The organism is Oceanisphaera arctica (assembly GCF_002936955.1).
GTDB lineage: Bacteria > Pseudomonadota > Gammaproteobacteria > Enterobacterales > Aeromonadaceae > Oceanimonas > Oceanimonas arctica.
This window is the reverse complement of the sequence record NZ_MPZM01000058.1, coordinates 1-12775: the sequence shown is the minus strand read 5'-3', so window position 1 is coordinate 12775 and position 12775 is coordinate 1. Positions and strand designations below refer to the sequence as shown.

At 62.9% G+C, this 12775-nt stretch carries 14 protein-coding genes; all 14 read left to right on the top strand.

The genetic code is table 11. The features are described from left to right. Window positions 1-397, top strand: a 397-nt coding sequence (locus UN63_RS17130; protein WP_483406933.1) for a Kae1-like domain-containing protein, incomplete at its 5' end; no start/stop codon positions are given. A 289-nt stretch (window positions 398-686) separates the two neighbouring features. After that, window positions 687-956: a HypC/HybG/HupF family hydrogenase formation chaperone gene (locus tag UN63_RS15485; protein ID WP_104488270.1), complete on the top strand. Its 270-nt coding sequence runs from the start codon at window positions 687-689 to the stop codon at window positions 954-956. Next, window positions 953-2110, top strand: a complete 1158-nt coding sequence (hypD, locus tag UN63_RS15480) for a hydrogenase formation protein HypD (protein WP_104488268.1) — start codon at window positions 953-955, stop codon at window positions 2108-2110. The genes UN63_RS15485 and hypD overlap by 4 nt, the downstream gene beginning before the upstream one ends. Continuing rightward, window positions 2100-3134 (top strand): hydrogenase expression/formation protein HypE, encoded by a 1035-nt coding sequence (gene hypE, locus UN63_RS15475; protein WP_104488265.1) that lies wholly within the window; start codon window positions 2100-2102, stop codon window positions 3132-3134. Before hypD ends, hypE begins: the two co-directional genes overlap by 11 nt. A gap of 2 nt (window positions 3135-3136) precedes the next feature. Beyond that, complete coding sequence (locus UN63_RS15470; RefSeq protein ID WP_104488262.1) at window positions 3137-3463, top strand: hydrogenase maturation nickel metallochaperone HypA/HybF; 327 nt, start codon at window positions 3137-3139, stop codon at window positions 3461-3463. Next, window positions 3463-4203, top strand: coding sequence for a hydrogenase nickel incorporation protein HypB (gene hypB / locus UN63_RS15465; RefSeq protein WP_104488260.1), 741 nt, complete (start codon window positions 3463-3465; stop codon window positions 4201-4203). The genes UN63_RS15470 and hypB overlap by 1 nt, the downstream gene beginning before the upstream one ends. Beyond that, window positions 4196-5308: a 4Fe-4S dicluster domain-containing protein gene (locus UN63_RS15460; protein ID WP_104488257.1), complete on the top strand. Its 1113-nt coding sequence runs from the start codon at window positions 4196-4198 to the stop codon at window positions 5306-5308. The genes hypB and UN63_RS15460 overlap by 8 nt, the downstream gene beginning before the upstream one ends. Next, window positions 5301-6119: an FAD/NAD(P)-binding protein gene (locus UN63_RS15455; protein WP_104488255.1), complete on the top strand. Its 819-nt coding sequence runs from the start codon at window positions 5301-5303 to the stop codon at window positions 6117-6119. Before UN63_RS15460 ends, UN63_RS15455 begins: the two co-directional genes overlap by 8 nt. 118 nt (window positions 6120-6237) lie before the next feature. Further along, window positions 6238-7038 (top strand): NADH-quinone oxidoreductase subunit B family protein, encoded by an 801-nt coding sequence (locus tag UN63_RS15445; protein WP_104488253.1) that lies wholly within the window; start codon window positions 6238-6240, stop codon window positions 7036-7038. Beyond that, a complete protein-coding gene (locus tag UN63_RS15440) occupies window positions 7035-8336 on the top strand; it encodes a Ni/Fe hydrogenase subunit alpha (protein WP_104488250.1) in 1302 nt (433 codons plus the stop codon). The genes UN63_RS15445 and UN63_RS15440 overlap by 4 nt, the downstream gene beginning before the upstream one ends. A 275-nt stretch (window positions 8337-8611) precedes the next feature. Further along, a complete protein-coding gene (gene acsA / locus UN63_RS15435; protein WP_104488248.1) occupies window positions 8612-10384 on the top strand; it encodes an acetate--CoA ligase in 1773 nt (590 codons plus the stop codon). Further along, on the top strand, window positions 10374-11372 hold the full coding sequence (gene pdhA / locus UN63_RS15430; RefSeq protein ID WP_104488245.1) for a pyruvate dehydrogenase (acetyl-transferring) E1 component subunit alpha: 999 nt from the start codon (window positions 10374-10376) through the stop codon (window positions 11370-11372). Before acsA ends, pdhA begins: the two co-directional genes overlap by 11 nt. Further along, the gene (locus tag UN63_RS15425) at window positions 11369-12352 is read left to right on the top strand and encodes an alpha-ketoacid dehydrogenase subunit beta (RefSeq protein WP_104488243.1); all 984 of its coding nucleotides are present in this window, start codon (window positions 11369-11371) and stop codon (window positions 12350-12352) included. Before pdhA ends, UN63_RS15425 begins: the two co-directional genes overlap by 4 nt. Beyond that, on the top strand, window positions 12349-12775 hold a 427-nt coding region (locus tag UN63_RS15420; RefSeq protein ID WP_219821192.1), incomplete at its 3' end, for a biotin/lipoyl-containing protein. The genes UN63_RS15425 and UN63_RS15420, both read left to right, overlap by 4 nt.

The following is a 12775-nucleotide window of genomic DNA, read 5'->3' as shown; positions in this document are numbered from 1 at the left end:
GGGCCAGAGCGCACAGGCAAACGCCTGTTATGAGTTTGGGCTGAGCCGCGAATATGAACTCTGGCAGCTGGATCCGGCGCCGCTGTGGCCGGTGATGATCGAAGCCTTGCAGGCGGGGCAGGATAAAGCGGTGCTGGCGGCCAATTTTCACCTAAGTTTAGTGAGGGGCCTGTGCCACATGGTGCGCCGGCTGCGTCGGCTAGAGGGCGTGACCTTTACCGCCGTGGCCCTGAGCGGCGGCGTGATGCAAAACCGCCTTGTGCTGGAGCCCTTGATAGAAGAACTGGAAGCCATGGGACTGACAGTACTGACCCAGAGCCAGGCCCCCAGCAACGACGGCGGCATCGCCCTGGGTCAGGCCGCTATTGCCCTTACTCAATGTATGGCTAAACGGTAGGCGCTGCTTTAGCCGGCGCGAATCTGCAAGCGGTGCTGTGCCTGATGATTCGGCACCGTTTGATCCGGCAGCTAAAGCGCCGGCTACAAAAAACGCGAGCCTGTCTGTCACTCCGGGTTATGGAAGAGGCAACAGGGATTGCCTCAGCCGACCGTCACATGCCAGGGATGGCATGTGCCGAGCGTCACACGGATGTGCTCGAAGCGGGTCGGGAGAGGTAACCCTGCTGCCTCTGTATTCCACACGTTGATTTGTGACCAAGAGACAGGGCCTGGGGAGGAAGTAGCTTATGTGTTTGGGAATACCGGCTCAGGTGGTGGCCATTATGGATGCCGATGCGGGGCTGGCCCTGGCGGAGACCGCTGGGGTGCGCCGCCAGATCAATATCGCCCTGTTGGCCGCCGATGGCCGCGACCCTTCGGCCCTGATCGGTGAATGGGTCTTGCTGCATGTGGGCTTTGCCATGGCGCTGATCGACAAGGCTGAGGCCGACCGTGCCCTGGCCTTGTTGGCACAAATAGACTTGTTGGCGCAAATGGAAGAGGGGGAAGAGCCATGAGCCTGACCCATGATTTTCGTGACGCCGGCCGGGTCAAGGCCCTGCTGGCGGCCATTACCCGCGAGGCCGAGCCGGTGGCGGCGCGCCTCGGCCGGCCCCTGCAGATCATGGAGGTGTGCGGCGGCCATACCCATGCCATCTTTCGCTTCGGGCTGAACCAGTTGCTGCCTGCGTCCATCGAGTTTATCCACGGGCCCGGCTGCCCGGTGTGCGTGCTGCCGGTGGCGGCAGTCGATCAGGCGGTTAGTCTGGCCCGTCGAGCTGACGTGATTCTGGCGAGCTTCGGCGATCCACTGCGGGTGCCCGGCAGCCGGGGCAGCCTGCTGCAGGCCAGAGCAGAAGGGGCCGAGGTAAAGGTGCTCTACAGCCCCTTCGATGCCCTCGCGTTGGCCCAGGCCAACCCAGATAAGCAGATAGTTTTTTTTGCCATCGGCTTCGATACCACCATGCCCGGCATCGCGCATTCGTTGCTGGCCGCCGACCGGGCCGGGATCGGCAACCTGCGTTTTCTCTGCCACCACATCCGGCTGATGCCCACCCTGACGGGCCTGCTGGAAGCCGGTGAAATAAAGCTGGATGGCTTTGTGGGGCCGGGGCACGTGAGCATGGTGATTGGCAGCCGGGTTTATGCGCCCATCGCCGAGCGGTATCACAAGCCGCTGGTGATCGCCGGCTTCGAGCCGGTGGACTTTTTGCAGGCCCTGTATCAACTGATACTGCAACTGGCCCAGGGGCGCTGCGCCATCGAAAACGCCTATGGCCGGGTGGTGGCGGCAGAGGGTAACCCGGCCGCGCTCAAGGTGATTGACCAGGTGTTTGAATCGGGCGTAGACAGCCACTGGCGGGGGCTAGGCACGGTGCCGGGCTCGGGCGTGCGGGTGCGGGAGCGATACCGGCATCTGGATGCCTCGACCAGTCTGGCCTCGCTCCCCCCGATCGAGGCCGCTGCCGAACCCGCCTGGTGTAACGCCGTGCTGACCGGCCGGATAAAACCGCACCAGTGCCCGCTGTTCCGCCGCCACTGCACGCCTCAAAACCCGGTTGGCGCCCTTATGGTGTCCAGCGAGGGGGCCTGCGCCGCCTATTATCAGTATCGGCCCGAGCAGTTCCAGGCCGAGAAACACCAGGATAAGGAGACGAGCGGTGACCAATGAGCAAACCACCATCACCCTGGCCCATGGCGCCGGTGGCGGCGCCATGCATAGCCTGATAGACGAGCTTTTTCTTTCCGCCTTCGGTGACGGTCCCTTGCTGCAAAAGGAAGATCAGGCTCGGTTGCCGCTGGCGGAGTTTCTGGCCCAGGGGGATCGGCTGGCCCTGACCACCGACAGCTTTGTGGTGAGCCCGCTGGAGTTTCCCGGCGGCGATATTGGCAAGCTGGCGGTGTGCGGCACCCTCAACGATCTGGCCGTGGGCGGGGCCATCCCTCTGTATTTGACTGCCGCCTTTATCATCGAAGAAGGGCTGCCGCTGGCGTTGCTCGAGCGTCTGGTTGGCTCCATGGCCGAGGCGGCCCGCGAGGCTGGAGTGACCATAGTCACCGGCGATACCAAGGTGGTGGAGCGGGGCATGGCCGACAAGTTATTTATCAACACCACCGGCGTGGGGGTGATACCGGCGGGCCTGGCCCTTGCCATCGGCTCGGCCCGGCCCGGCGACAAGGTGCTGGTGAACGGCCATGTGGGCGATCACGGTGCCGCCGTTATGCTGGCGCGGGAAGATCTGGGGCTGGTGGGGGAGCTGGCCAGCGATTGTGCATCCCTGCATTCATTGCTGCAGCCGGTGCTGGCGCAATGCCCGGGGGTACGCTGCCTGCGCGATGCGACCCGGGGCGGCCTGGGGGGGGTGATGAGCGAAATCGCCGCCGCCTCGGCGGTCGAGATCCGGCTGATTGAGCGCGCGTTGCCATTTCGGCCCCAGACCCTTGCCCTGTGCGAGCTGCTGGGGCTGGAGCCGCTGTTTCTCGCCAACGAGGGGCTGGCCGCCATGGTGATCTGCTCCGAGCAGGCCGAACAGGCCCTGGCATTGCTGCGCGGGCATCCGTTGGGCCGAGATGCCTGCATCATCGGCGAGGTAACGGGTCCGTCATCACCGGGGCGCTTGAGTCTGCTGACGCCTTACGGTGGCGAGCGGCTGCTGGAGGTCCCCCATGGCCTGCAATTGCCGAGGATCTGCTGATCATGCATGAACTGTCGGTGGTCAGGGCCCTGCTGACTCAGCTCAAACCCTATGGGCACAGGGTGATCGACACCATTCGCATCGAAGTGGGCATCATGAGCTGCGTCGACAGCGATCGGCTGCACTTCTGTTTCGACATGGTGAAGGAAGAGGGCGGGCTGGCCGACGCGATACTTTACATCGATGTGGTGCCCGCCCAGGCAGAATGTCGTGGCTGCGGCCGGCACTTTGCCCCGAGCAGGCCGGGCGACGCCTGCCCCTGCGGCGGCTACGACTATACTCTGACTTCGGGACGGCAGCTGCTGTTGACGGAAATAGGATTCGGCTGATGTGTGGTCATTGCGGATGTTCCAGCGAGAAAGCCCGGCTGTCGGAGCCGGGGAGTGAAGCGCATAGTCACCTGCACCAGGATGGTGACAGCCTGCAATTGCAGCAGGCGCTGCTGGCCGGCAACGATGAACTGGCCCGGCAAAACCGCGACTGGCTGACGGCCAATCGCATCACCTGTATCAACCTGATGGGCACCCCGGGCGCCGGCAAAACCCAATTGCTGGAGGCCACCGTCAAAGGGGCTGGTGCCGACTGGCCGCCGATGGCGGTACTGGAGGGGGATCAGCAAACCCAGAACGATGCCCGCCGCATTCAGGCCTGCGGCGGCCGGGCGGTGCAGATCAACACCGGCACCGGCTGCCACCTGGATGCCCAGATGATACAGGCAGGGCTGGAGCGATTGGCGCCGCAGCCGAACTCCCTGGTGCTGGTCGAGAACGTGGGCAACCTGGTGTGTCCGGCGCTGTTCGATCTGGGCGAGCAGCACAGGGTGGCCATGATGGCGGTGACCGACGGCGAAGACAAACCGGACAAATACCCCCATCTGTTTGCCGGCTGCGAGCTGGTCATCATCAACAAAATCGATCTGCAGCCTTATCTCAATGTCGATTTGGAGAAGATTAAAGCATCCCTGCGCCGGCTTAATCTGCGGGTCGAGATCCTGACGCTGTCGGCCAGCACCGGCGAGGGGCTTAACGCCTGGCGTGACTGGCTGTTGAACCGAGCTCATCATGACTAGGCGCTTTCTTGAATCCAGGGATCTGCAACACCTCCATCAGGCACTGGTGCAGGCCGGTTATGAGGTGATAGGCCCCCAGGTCAAAGACGATGCCATTCTGTTTGCTCCCTTGAATAATGTCGACCAGCTGCCCTGGGGTTGGCAGGAGCAGGCCGATGCCGGTTCTTACCGCTTGCAGCACACGGCCGGCCGGCGCGCCTTTGCCTGGAATACCGGCCCCCAGGGCCTGAAACCCTGGTTGTTTCAGCCCCGGCAAAGCCTGTGGCGAGCCGAAAACACCGAAGATGGCCTGTGTTTTCGTGCCGTAGAGCCCGAGCCCAGGCAGCTTGCCTTTATCGGCCTGCGAAGCTGCGATCTGGCGGCGCTGAAAATTCAGGACCAACACTTCCTGGAGGGGCCCCATGCCGACCCCTTCTATCGGGCCCAACGCGAGCAACTGCTGATTGTGGCGGTCAATTGCGGCCGCAGCGCCCACACCTGTTTTTGTGTCTCGACCGGTGACGGCCCCGAGGCACACTTTGGTTTCGATCTACTGCTCGACGAGCTGGATGACGGCTATCTGCTGCAGACCGGCAGCGAACTAGGTGTGGCCATAGCCGCGCAGTTGCCCCTGAAAAAAACCAGTCGCAAGCAAGTGACCGAGGCCAGAGCTTGGCTTGCGGGAGCCCGCCACCAGCAGCGGGTGATGCCGGGCGAGGCCGAGCTGGCACAGCTGGTAGACAGGCTGGATCACCCGCGCTGGCAGCAGGTGGCCGATCGTTGCCTGGCCTGCGGCAACTGCACCCTGGTCTGTCCCACCTGTTTCTGTTCGAAGCAGGAAACCGAGGGCGACATCCGTAACCAGCAGGCCGAGCAGGTGCAGCTGTGGGACTCCTGCTTCAGCGAGCAGCACAGCTACATTACCGGCAAGGTGGTTCGCTCCGAGATCCGTCATCGCTATCGGCAGTGGCTGGTGCATAAGCTGGCCACCTGGCAGCAGCAGTTTGGCCGTAGCGGCTGTGTTGGCTGTGGTCGCTGCATTGCCTGGTGTCCGGTGGCTATCGACTTGGTGGAAGAAGCCCAGGCCCTGCTGGAAGACACACCGCCGGAGGGAAAGCATGGCTGATTTTCTGCCCATGACTGCCACCCTGGCGGCGAAGAAAATGGAGTTGCCGGGGGTCCATACTCTGAGCCTGGCGCTGGAAACCCGGGCGCCGTTCGATTTTGATTTCGGTCAGTTCAACATGCTCTACCTGTTTGGCGCCGGTGAAGTGGCCATTTCCATCATGGGCTGGGACCAGGGCCTGTTGCAGCACACCATTCGCGCCGTTGGCCGGGTAACCCGTCCGCTGGTGGATCTGGAAGTCGGCCAGCAGCTGGGCCTGCGTGGCCCCTTCGGTCAGGGCTGGCCGCTGGCGAAACTGCAGGGGAAGGATCTGGTGTTCATCACAGCCGGGCTAGGCTGCGCCCCCGTGGTGGCGGCCATTCATCATGCGGTTGCCAACCGGGATAAATATGGCCGCATCGTGATACTTCAGGGGGTCAAGCACCATGCGGACCTGCTCTGGCAGGCCCAGTACCGTCGCTGGCAAACGCTGGGCAAGTGTCAGGTGCTGCTGGCCGCCAGCGAGGAGAACCGGCATCGGCACCGCTGGCGCCTGGGGCTGGTCACCGAATTGCTGGAACTGGCCGAGTTCGATCCGGCCAATTGCGCCGTCTTGATGTGCGGACCCGAGATCATGATGCTGGCGGCCCTCAAGCAGCTGGCGCGTCAGCAGGTGGGGGATGATGCCGTCTATCTGAGCCTGGAGCGCAATTTTCAGTGCGGCCAGGGCTTGTGTGGTCATTGTCAGCTGGGACCGTATTTTGTCTGCAAAGACGGCCCCGTATTCCATTATCCGCAGGTCAAGCCCTGGCTGGGACAGGAGGGAGTCTGATGGCAGTTCATCTGCTCGGTGTCGATTGCCAGCTGGGGCATCAGAATATTGTCTGCAAAGACGGCCCTGTATTCCATTATCCGCAGGTCAAGCCCTGGCTGGGACAGGAGGGAGTCTGATGGCTAATCCCAAGCTGACCCTGGCGGTACACAAGCTGACCTCCTGCTCCGGCTGCCAGCTGGCCTTCCTCAATCAGGGGCCGGCGCTGCTGGATATGCTGGAAGAGGTGGAGTTTCTGCACTTTATCGAGGCGGGTATCGAAGGGCCGGAACAAACCGTGGATGTGGCTTTTGTCGAGGGCAGCATCTCTACCCCGGAAGATCTTGAGCGGGCCCGGGCCCTGCGGAAAAACAGCAAGCTGGTGGTCACCATAGGTGCCTGCGCCACCAGCGGCGGCATTCAGGCCCTGCGCAACATGGCGGATGGTCCGGCCTGGAAAGCGGCTATTTATGCCCGGCCGGACTTTATCGCCACTCTGGCAACCTCCACCGGGGTAGCCGAACACATCAAGGTGGACTTCGAGCTCTGGGGTTGCCCCATTACGGTGGAGCAGATGCGCCATTTTCTGCGTCAGCTGCGACTGGACGTGCAGCCCCGGCCCGAGGCCGAAAAGCTGTGCATGGAGTGCAAGCGCCGGCTGCAGGTCTGCGTCATGGTGACCCGGGGGGCGCCCTGTCTGGGCCCCGTAGTGCGCACCGGCTGCGGTGCCCTCTGTCCCGCCTTTGGACGGGCCTGCTACGGCTGCTTCGGCCCCTCCGAGCAGCCTAACTGCGACAGCCTGGCCAACCGCTTCGCCGGCCTGGGTCTGGTGCCCGACGATATTGCCCGGCGTTTCGCCGCCATTCACAGCCACAGCGCGCCATTTCGCGAGCAAAGCCGGCGCTGGCAGTCAATCGATGTGCGGGAGCTGGATGAATGAAAAAAAACAAGCGTCGCATTGCCCTCAAGGTGCCCTTCGTTACCCGGCTGGAAGGAGAGGGCTCGCTGGAGCTGAGTGCCAGAGGGGACAGCATCGACAAATTGCATCTGGCCATCTTCGAGCCACCCCGGCTGTTCGAGAAGTTTCTGGAAGGGCGCGATTATCAAGAGGTGCCGGATCTCAACGCCCGCATCTGCGGTATCTGTCCCATGGCCTATCAGCTCACTTCCATTCAGGCGATGGAGCAACTGTTCGGCATAGTGCTGCCCACGCCGCTGGTGCAGCTCAGAAAGCTGATGAATCTGGGGGAATGGGTGCAGAGCCATGCCTTGCATATTCACTTTCTGGCGGCACCGGACTTTCTGGGTTTCGATCATGCCCTGGCCATGGCCAGGCAGTATCCCGAGGTATTGCGGCGGGGCATGCAGCTGCAGGAGGCCGGCAATGCGCTGATGACCCTGCTGGGGGGGCGTTCCGTTCATCCGGTGGGGTTGCAGGTGGGGGGCTTTGGTCGCCTGCCCGATATGGCGCGCTGGGATGAAGTTCGGCAGCTGGTAGAGCAGGCGCTGCCCGCCGCCGAACAACTGGTGCACTGGACAGCGGGGCTGACACTGCCCGACTACAGCCATGACTTTACCTGGGTCAGCCTGATCGAGCCGGACACTTATGCCATCAATGGTGGTCGCATCACCAGCAACACCGGCCTGAGCCTGGGTTATGAGGATTATGCCGGCCATTTTGCCGAGCATCAGGAACCTCATTCCACGGCCCTGTATTCACTGCTGGACGGCAACGACTATCTGGTGGGCCCGCTGGCCCGGATGAACAACAGCTTCGAGCTGCTGCCCGCCGAGGTGCAGGCGCTGGCTCGGGAATGCGGGTTCGACTTTCCCAATCGCAACATGTTCACCAGCATTCAGGCCCGGGCATTGGAGATCTACTGGGCGCTGTTCGAGGCAAGCCGGCTGCTGGCTCAGGATTGCCCGACCGGTGAGGCCAACGTGCCGGTCACCCCCCGAGCGGGGGAGTGCTGCTTTTGCACCGAGGCGCCGCGGGGCATGATTTATCATCACTACCGGCTGGATGAGCAGGGGAAGCTGTTGTCCTGCAGCATAATCCCGCCCACCAGCCAGAATCAGGCCCGCATCGAGCAGGATCTGAAGTCCTCGGTCACCCGCTTTGGCCTGAGCCACAGCGATCTGGAGCTCAAGCTGTTTTGCGAACGACTGATCCGCAACTACGACCCCTGTATTTCCTGCTCCACCCACTTCCTGCAGTTCAAGATACGGCGCGATTAGCCTGTCTGGTTTCCTCTCGCACCTAGGCCAAAGGGCCAGCTCTGCCGGCCGAGCCGATCCCTTTGTCCTTCTTTGTGATTAGAGTACAGGCCGACAGGGGCATATCTACGGGGATATACCCCGGTCGGATATGAATAGCCTGATTAAAGCTAGACTTCATTGAGGAACACCGGAGGGCGGCAGCATCCGGAAAACACCTTCATGCTCTGCCGCTCTGATCAGGGCTTTGCCACCCGCAAGGCCAACAGCAAACAATCGGCAAGCAAGGGGCTCGCATGGGTTTTGACACCATCCCCAAGACACTGGACCGCTTCAGTCCTCCACCTAACCTGGTGGATTATCGGCAGGCCTGTCGGGATTTTGACTGGCAGAAGGCCAAAAGCAGGATCAAGGATCAGGGCGGCGGCATCAATATCGCCTTCGAGGCGCTAGACCGCCATGTGCAGGAGGGGCAGGGAGCACAGCCGGCGCTGGTCTGGCTGGGCAAGCAGGGGGAGCGACGTACCTTCAGCTACGGCCAGTTGCAGGGGCTCGGCAACCGCTTCGCCAACCTGCTGACCGGGCTGGGTGTAGCCAAAGGAGAGGTGGTGTTCAGCCTGTGTGGGCGTACCCCGCAACTTTTTGCCGCCCTGCTGGGCAGCCTGAAGGCCGGTACCGTGTTCTGCCCGCTGTTTTCCGCCTTCGGCCCCGAGCCGATCCGCTCCCGCATGGAAATCGGCGACGCCCGGGTGCTGGTCAGCAGTGCCCGTTTATACCACAAGAAAGTGGCGCCCTGGCGTAGCGCATTGCCCCACCTCAGGCAGGTGCTGCTCTACGACTGCCAGGGTGATTGCCCCGCCGATTGCCTGGATCTGGACCTCGCCCTGAGTGAAGCCAGCGAGATATTCACGAACTGCCCGACCCGGCTCGAAGACCCCGCCCTGCTGCACTTTACCAGCGGCACCACAGGCCCGCCCAAGGGCGCCCTGCATGTACACGAAGCGGTGATCCATCACGGCTATTCCGCCTGGTGTGCGTTGGATCTGCACCCCGGCGATGTCTACTGGTGTACCGCCGATCCGGGCTGGGTCACCGGCACCAGTTACGGGGTGATTGCCCCGCTGTGCAACCGGGTCACCCTGGTGGTGGACGAGGCGGAGTTTGACCCCGAACGCTGGTACCGCATTCTGGCCGATGAGCGGGTCAACGTCTGGTATACGGCACCAACGGCGATTCGCATGCTGATGAAAGTCGGTGACGAGCTGGTGACCCGGTTTGATCTCGGTGCCTTGCGCTTTATGGCCAGCGTTGGCGAGCCGCTCAATCCCGAAGCCGTGGTCTGGGGGCAGCGGGTGTTCGGCATGCCCTTTCATGACAACTGGTGGCAGACCGAGACCGGCGGCATCATGCTGGCCAACTTTGCCGCCGAGCCGGTCAAACCGGGCTCTATGGGGCAGCCCCTGCCGGGCATCACGGCGGGCATAGTGCAGCTTGATGAGCAGGGGCAACTGACCGAGCTGAACACGCCGGGTCAGGTGGGCGAGTTGGCCCTCAGGCCGGGCTGGCCTTCCATGTTTCGCGGGTATCTGCATGAAGAGGCGCGTTACCGGAACTGTTTCAGGGGAAACTGGTATCTGAGCGGCGATCTGGCCTACCGGGATCAAGATGGCTACTACTGGTTTGTGGGACGCAGTAAGGAGCTGATCAAGTCTGCCGGTCACCTTATCGGGCCCTTCGAGGTAGAAAGCGTGCTGCTGGAGCACCCGGCGGTGGCGGAAGCCGGTGTGATTGGCATTCCGGATGAGGTGGCCGGTGAAGTGGTCAAGGCGTTTGTGGCCCTTAAACCCGGTTATGAACCCGATGACGAACTGCTCAAGAGCCTGATGGCCCACGCCAGAAAGCGCCTGGGACCGGCGGTGGCACCGAGGGAAATCACTATCAAGGACAACCTGCCCAAGACCCGCAGCGGCAAGATCATGCGCCGCCTGCTCAGGGCCCGGGAGCTGGGGCTGCCGCCGGGCGATATCTCCACCCTGGAAAGCGACGAGGGCGAGCGCCATGAAAAGTAAACAAGAGCCAGCCGGCGCCGAGCAGGAGACAAGTCACCTGCTGTTGCTGCTGCAGGAAATGCTGCGCATCCGCCGCTTCGAGGAACGCTGTGCCGAGCTCTATATGGAAGAGAAAATTCGCGGCTTTCTGCATCTTTATATCGGCGAAGAAGCGGTGGCGGTGGGAGTGATGCAGGCGCTGACGGAGGAAGATGCGGTTATCGCCACCTATCGGGAGCATGGCCATGCCCTGGCCCGAGGTTTGGACATGAAGGCGGTGATGGCGGAGATGTACGGCAAGGTGACCGGCAGTAGTCGGGGGAGGGGCGGCTCCATGCATATCTTCGACCAGGCCAAACGCTTTTACGGTGGTAATGCCATCGTCGCCGGCGCCTTGCCGATGGCGGTGGGGCTGGCGTTGGCCGACCAGTTGCAGGGGCGAAACCGGGTTACCTGCTGTTTCTTCGGTGAAGGGGCGGTGGCGGAAGGGGAATTTCACGAAAGCCTCAACCTGGCACAGCTTTGGCAGTTGCCGGTGCTGTTCGTATGTGAAAACAACCGCTACGCCATGGGCACGGCGCTGGCCATTTCCGAGTCGGAACAGCGTATCTTCAAGAAGGCCGAAAGCTATGGTTTGGCCGCCCGGGCGGTGGACGGCATGCAGGTGGCAGAGGTGGAAGCGGTTGCCCGGGCATATTGCGAGGCCATCCGGGCGGGAGGCGGCCCCCGCTTTCTGGAATGCCTGACCTACCGCTTTCGTGGCCATTCCATGTTCGATACCCAGCTGTACCGCACCCCGGAGGAGGTTGAGCAGTGGCAAGGCAAGGGGCCCATAGTGCAGCTCAGGCACCACCTGGAACAGAGTGGCGGTCTGGACGAGGCCCGTTGGCAACAGCTGGAGCAGGCTGTCAGGCTGGAGATCAATGCCGCCGTTGCCTTCGCCGAGCAGTCCGAATTCGAGCCCGAGTCACAGCTGTGCCGCAGCGTTTACCGGGAGCCGCAAGCATGAAGGAGCCGACCATCAGTTACCGTGAAGCGATGCGCGAAGCCATCCGGGACGCCATCCATGAAGACCCGCGGGTATTCGTGATGGGTGAGGACGTGGGCCATTACGGCGGCTGTTATGCGGTGACCAAGGGCCTGCTACAGGAATTCGGCGAGCAGCGGGTGCGCGATACCCCCTTGTCCGAGTCCGGCTTCGTCGGTGCCGGCATCGGCGCCGCCCTGGGTGGCATGCGGCCCATCGTGGAGGTGATGACGGTCAACTTCAGCCTGCTGGCGCTGGATCAAATCGTCAATAACGCCGCCACCCTGCGCCATATGTCCGGGGGGCAGCTGGGGGTGCCGCTGGTGATCCGCATGGCCTGCGGTGCCGGCCGGCAGCTGGCGGCGCAGCACTCTCACAGCCTGGAAAACTGGTATGCCCATGTGCCGGGCCTCAAGGTGCTGGCCCCGGCCACCCTTGCCGATGCCCGTTACATGCTGGCCATGGCGCTGGCGGATCCCGATCCTGTGCTGTTGTTCGAGCATGTGCTGCTCTACAACAACACGGGGCCGGTACCGACGAAGAAACAGTGCCCCGACATGCATCAGGCCGTGGTGCGCCGGGAAGGAGCCGATCTCAGCCTGGTCAGCTATGGCGGCTCCCTGCCCAAGGCCCTTGAGGCCGCCGAATTGCTGCAGAGCCAGGGCATCGGCGCCGAGGTGGTGGACCTGCGTTGCCTGCGCCCCCTGGATACCAGGACCCTGTTCGCTTCGGTCAACAAGACTCGGCGCCTGCTGGTGGTGGACGAGGGCTGGCGCACCGGCAGTCTGGCCGGTGAAATCTGCGCCCTGGTGGCGGAATATTGCTTCTGGTCGCTGGATGCCCCGCCGCAACGGCTGTGCAGCGCCGAGGTACCGATTCCCTATCCCCGGCATCTGGAGCTGGCGGCCACGCCCCAGATCGAGGGCATCGTGGCCGCCGCAATAAAGGTGATGGGCAAATGATAAAAACCGTCAAGATGCCGTCGTTCGGCTCCGATATGGCCAAGGGCATGGTGGCCGAGTGGCGGGTCAAGCCCGGCGATACGGTGCACCGAGGTGACGTGATCGCCACTATCGAGACCATGAAGGGCCTGATCGACCTGGAAGTATTCGATGAAGGGGTCGTCGAGGCATTGCTGGCTCCGGTGGGTCAGCAGCGCCAGGTGGGCGAGCCCATCGCCCATTTGCGACTGGCCGGTGAAGCCGAAACGGCTGAAGTGGTGGAGCAAAGCCCCGAACAAGCTGTTGAGCCTGACGCCATCAAGGCAATGCCTGCTCCCGCTCAGCCGAAGCCGGCTGCCGGTGCTATGGTGCGGATCTCGCCGGCGGCCCGACAACGGGCCGACAACGGGCCGGGCAGTTGGGGCTCGACTGGCGGACCCTGGG

Bases quoted from the DNA above. Each gene is read 5' to 3' on its own strand.
- UN63_RS15485 (WP_104488270.1), top strand. From the start codon at position 687: ATGTGTTTGGGAATACCGGCTCAGGTGGTGGCCATTATGGATGCCGAT.
- hypD (WP_104488268.1), top strand. From the start codon at position 953: ATGAGCCTGACCCATGATTTTCGTGACGCCGGCCGGGTCAAGGCCCTG.
- UN63_RS15470 (WP_104488262.1), top strand. From the start codon at position 3,137: ATGCATGAACTGTCGGTGGTCAGGGCCCTGCTGACTCAGCTCAAACCC.
- hypB (WP_104488260.1), top strand. From the start codon at position 3,463: ATGTGTGGTCATTGCGGATGTTCCAGCGAGAAAGCCCGGCTGTCGGAG.
- UN63_RS15460 (WP_104488257.1), top strand. From the start codon at position 4,196: ATGACTAGGCGCTTTCTTGAATCCAGGGATCTGCAACACCTCCATCAG.
- UN63_RS15455 (WP_104488255.1), top strand. From the start codon at position 5,301: ATGGCTGATTTTCTGCCCATGACTGCCACCCTGGCGGCGAAGAAAATG.
- UN63_RS15445 (WP_104488253.1), top strand. From the start codon at position 6,238: ATGGCTAATCCCAAGCTGACCCTGGCGGTACACAAGCTGACCTCCTGC.
- UN63_RS15440 (WP_104488250.1), top strand. From the start codon at position 7,035: ATGAAAAAAAACAAGCGTCGCATTGCCCTCAAGGTGCCCTTCGTTACC.
- acsA (WP_104488248.1), top strand. From the start codon at position 8,612: ATGGGTTTTGACACCATCCCCAAGACACTGGACCGCTTCAGTCCTCCA.
- pdhA (WP_104488245.1), top strand. From the start codon at position 10,374: ATGAAAAGTAAACAAGAGCCAGCCGGCGCCGAGCAGGAGACAAGTCAC.
- UN63_RS15425 (WP_104488243.1), top strand. From the start codon at position 11,369: ATGAAGGAGCCGACCATCAGTTACCGTGAAGCGATGCGCGAAGCCATC.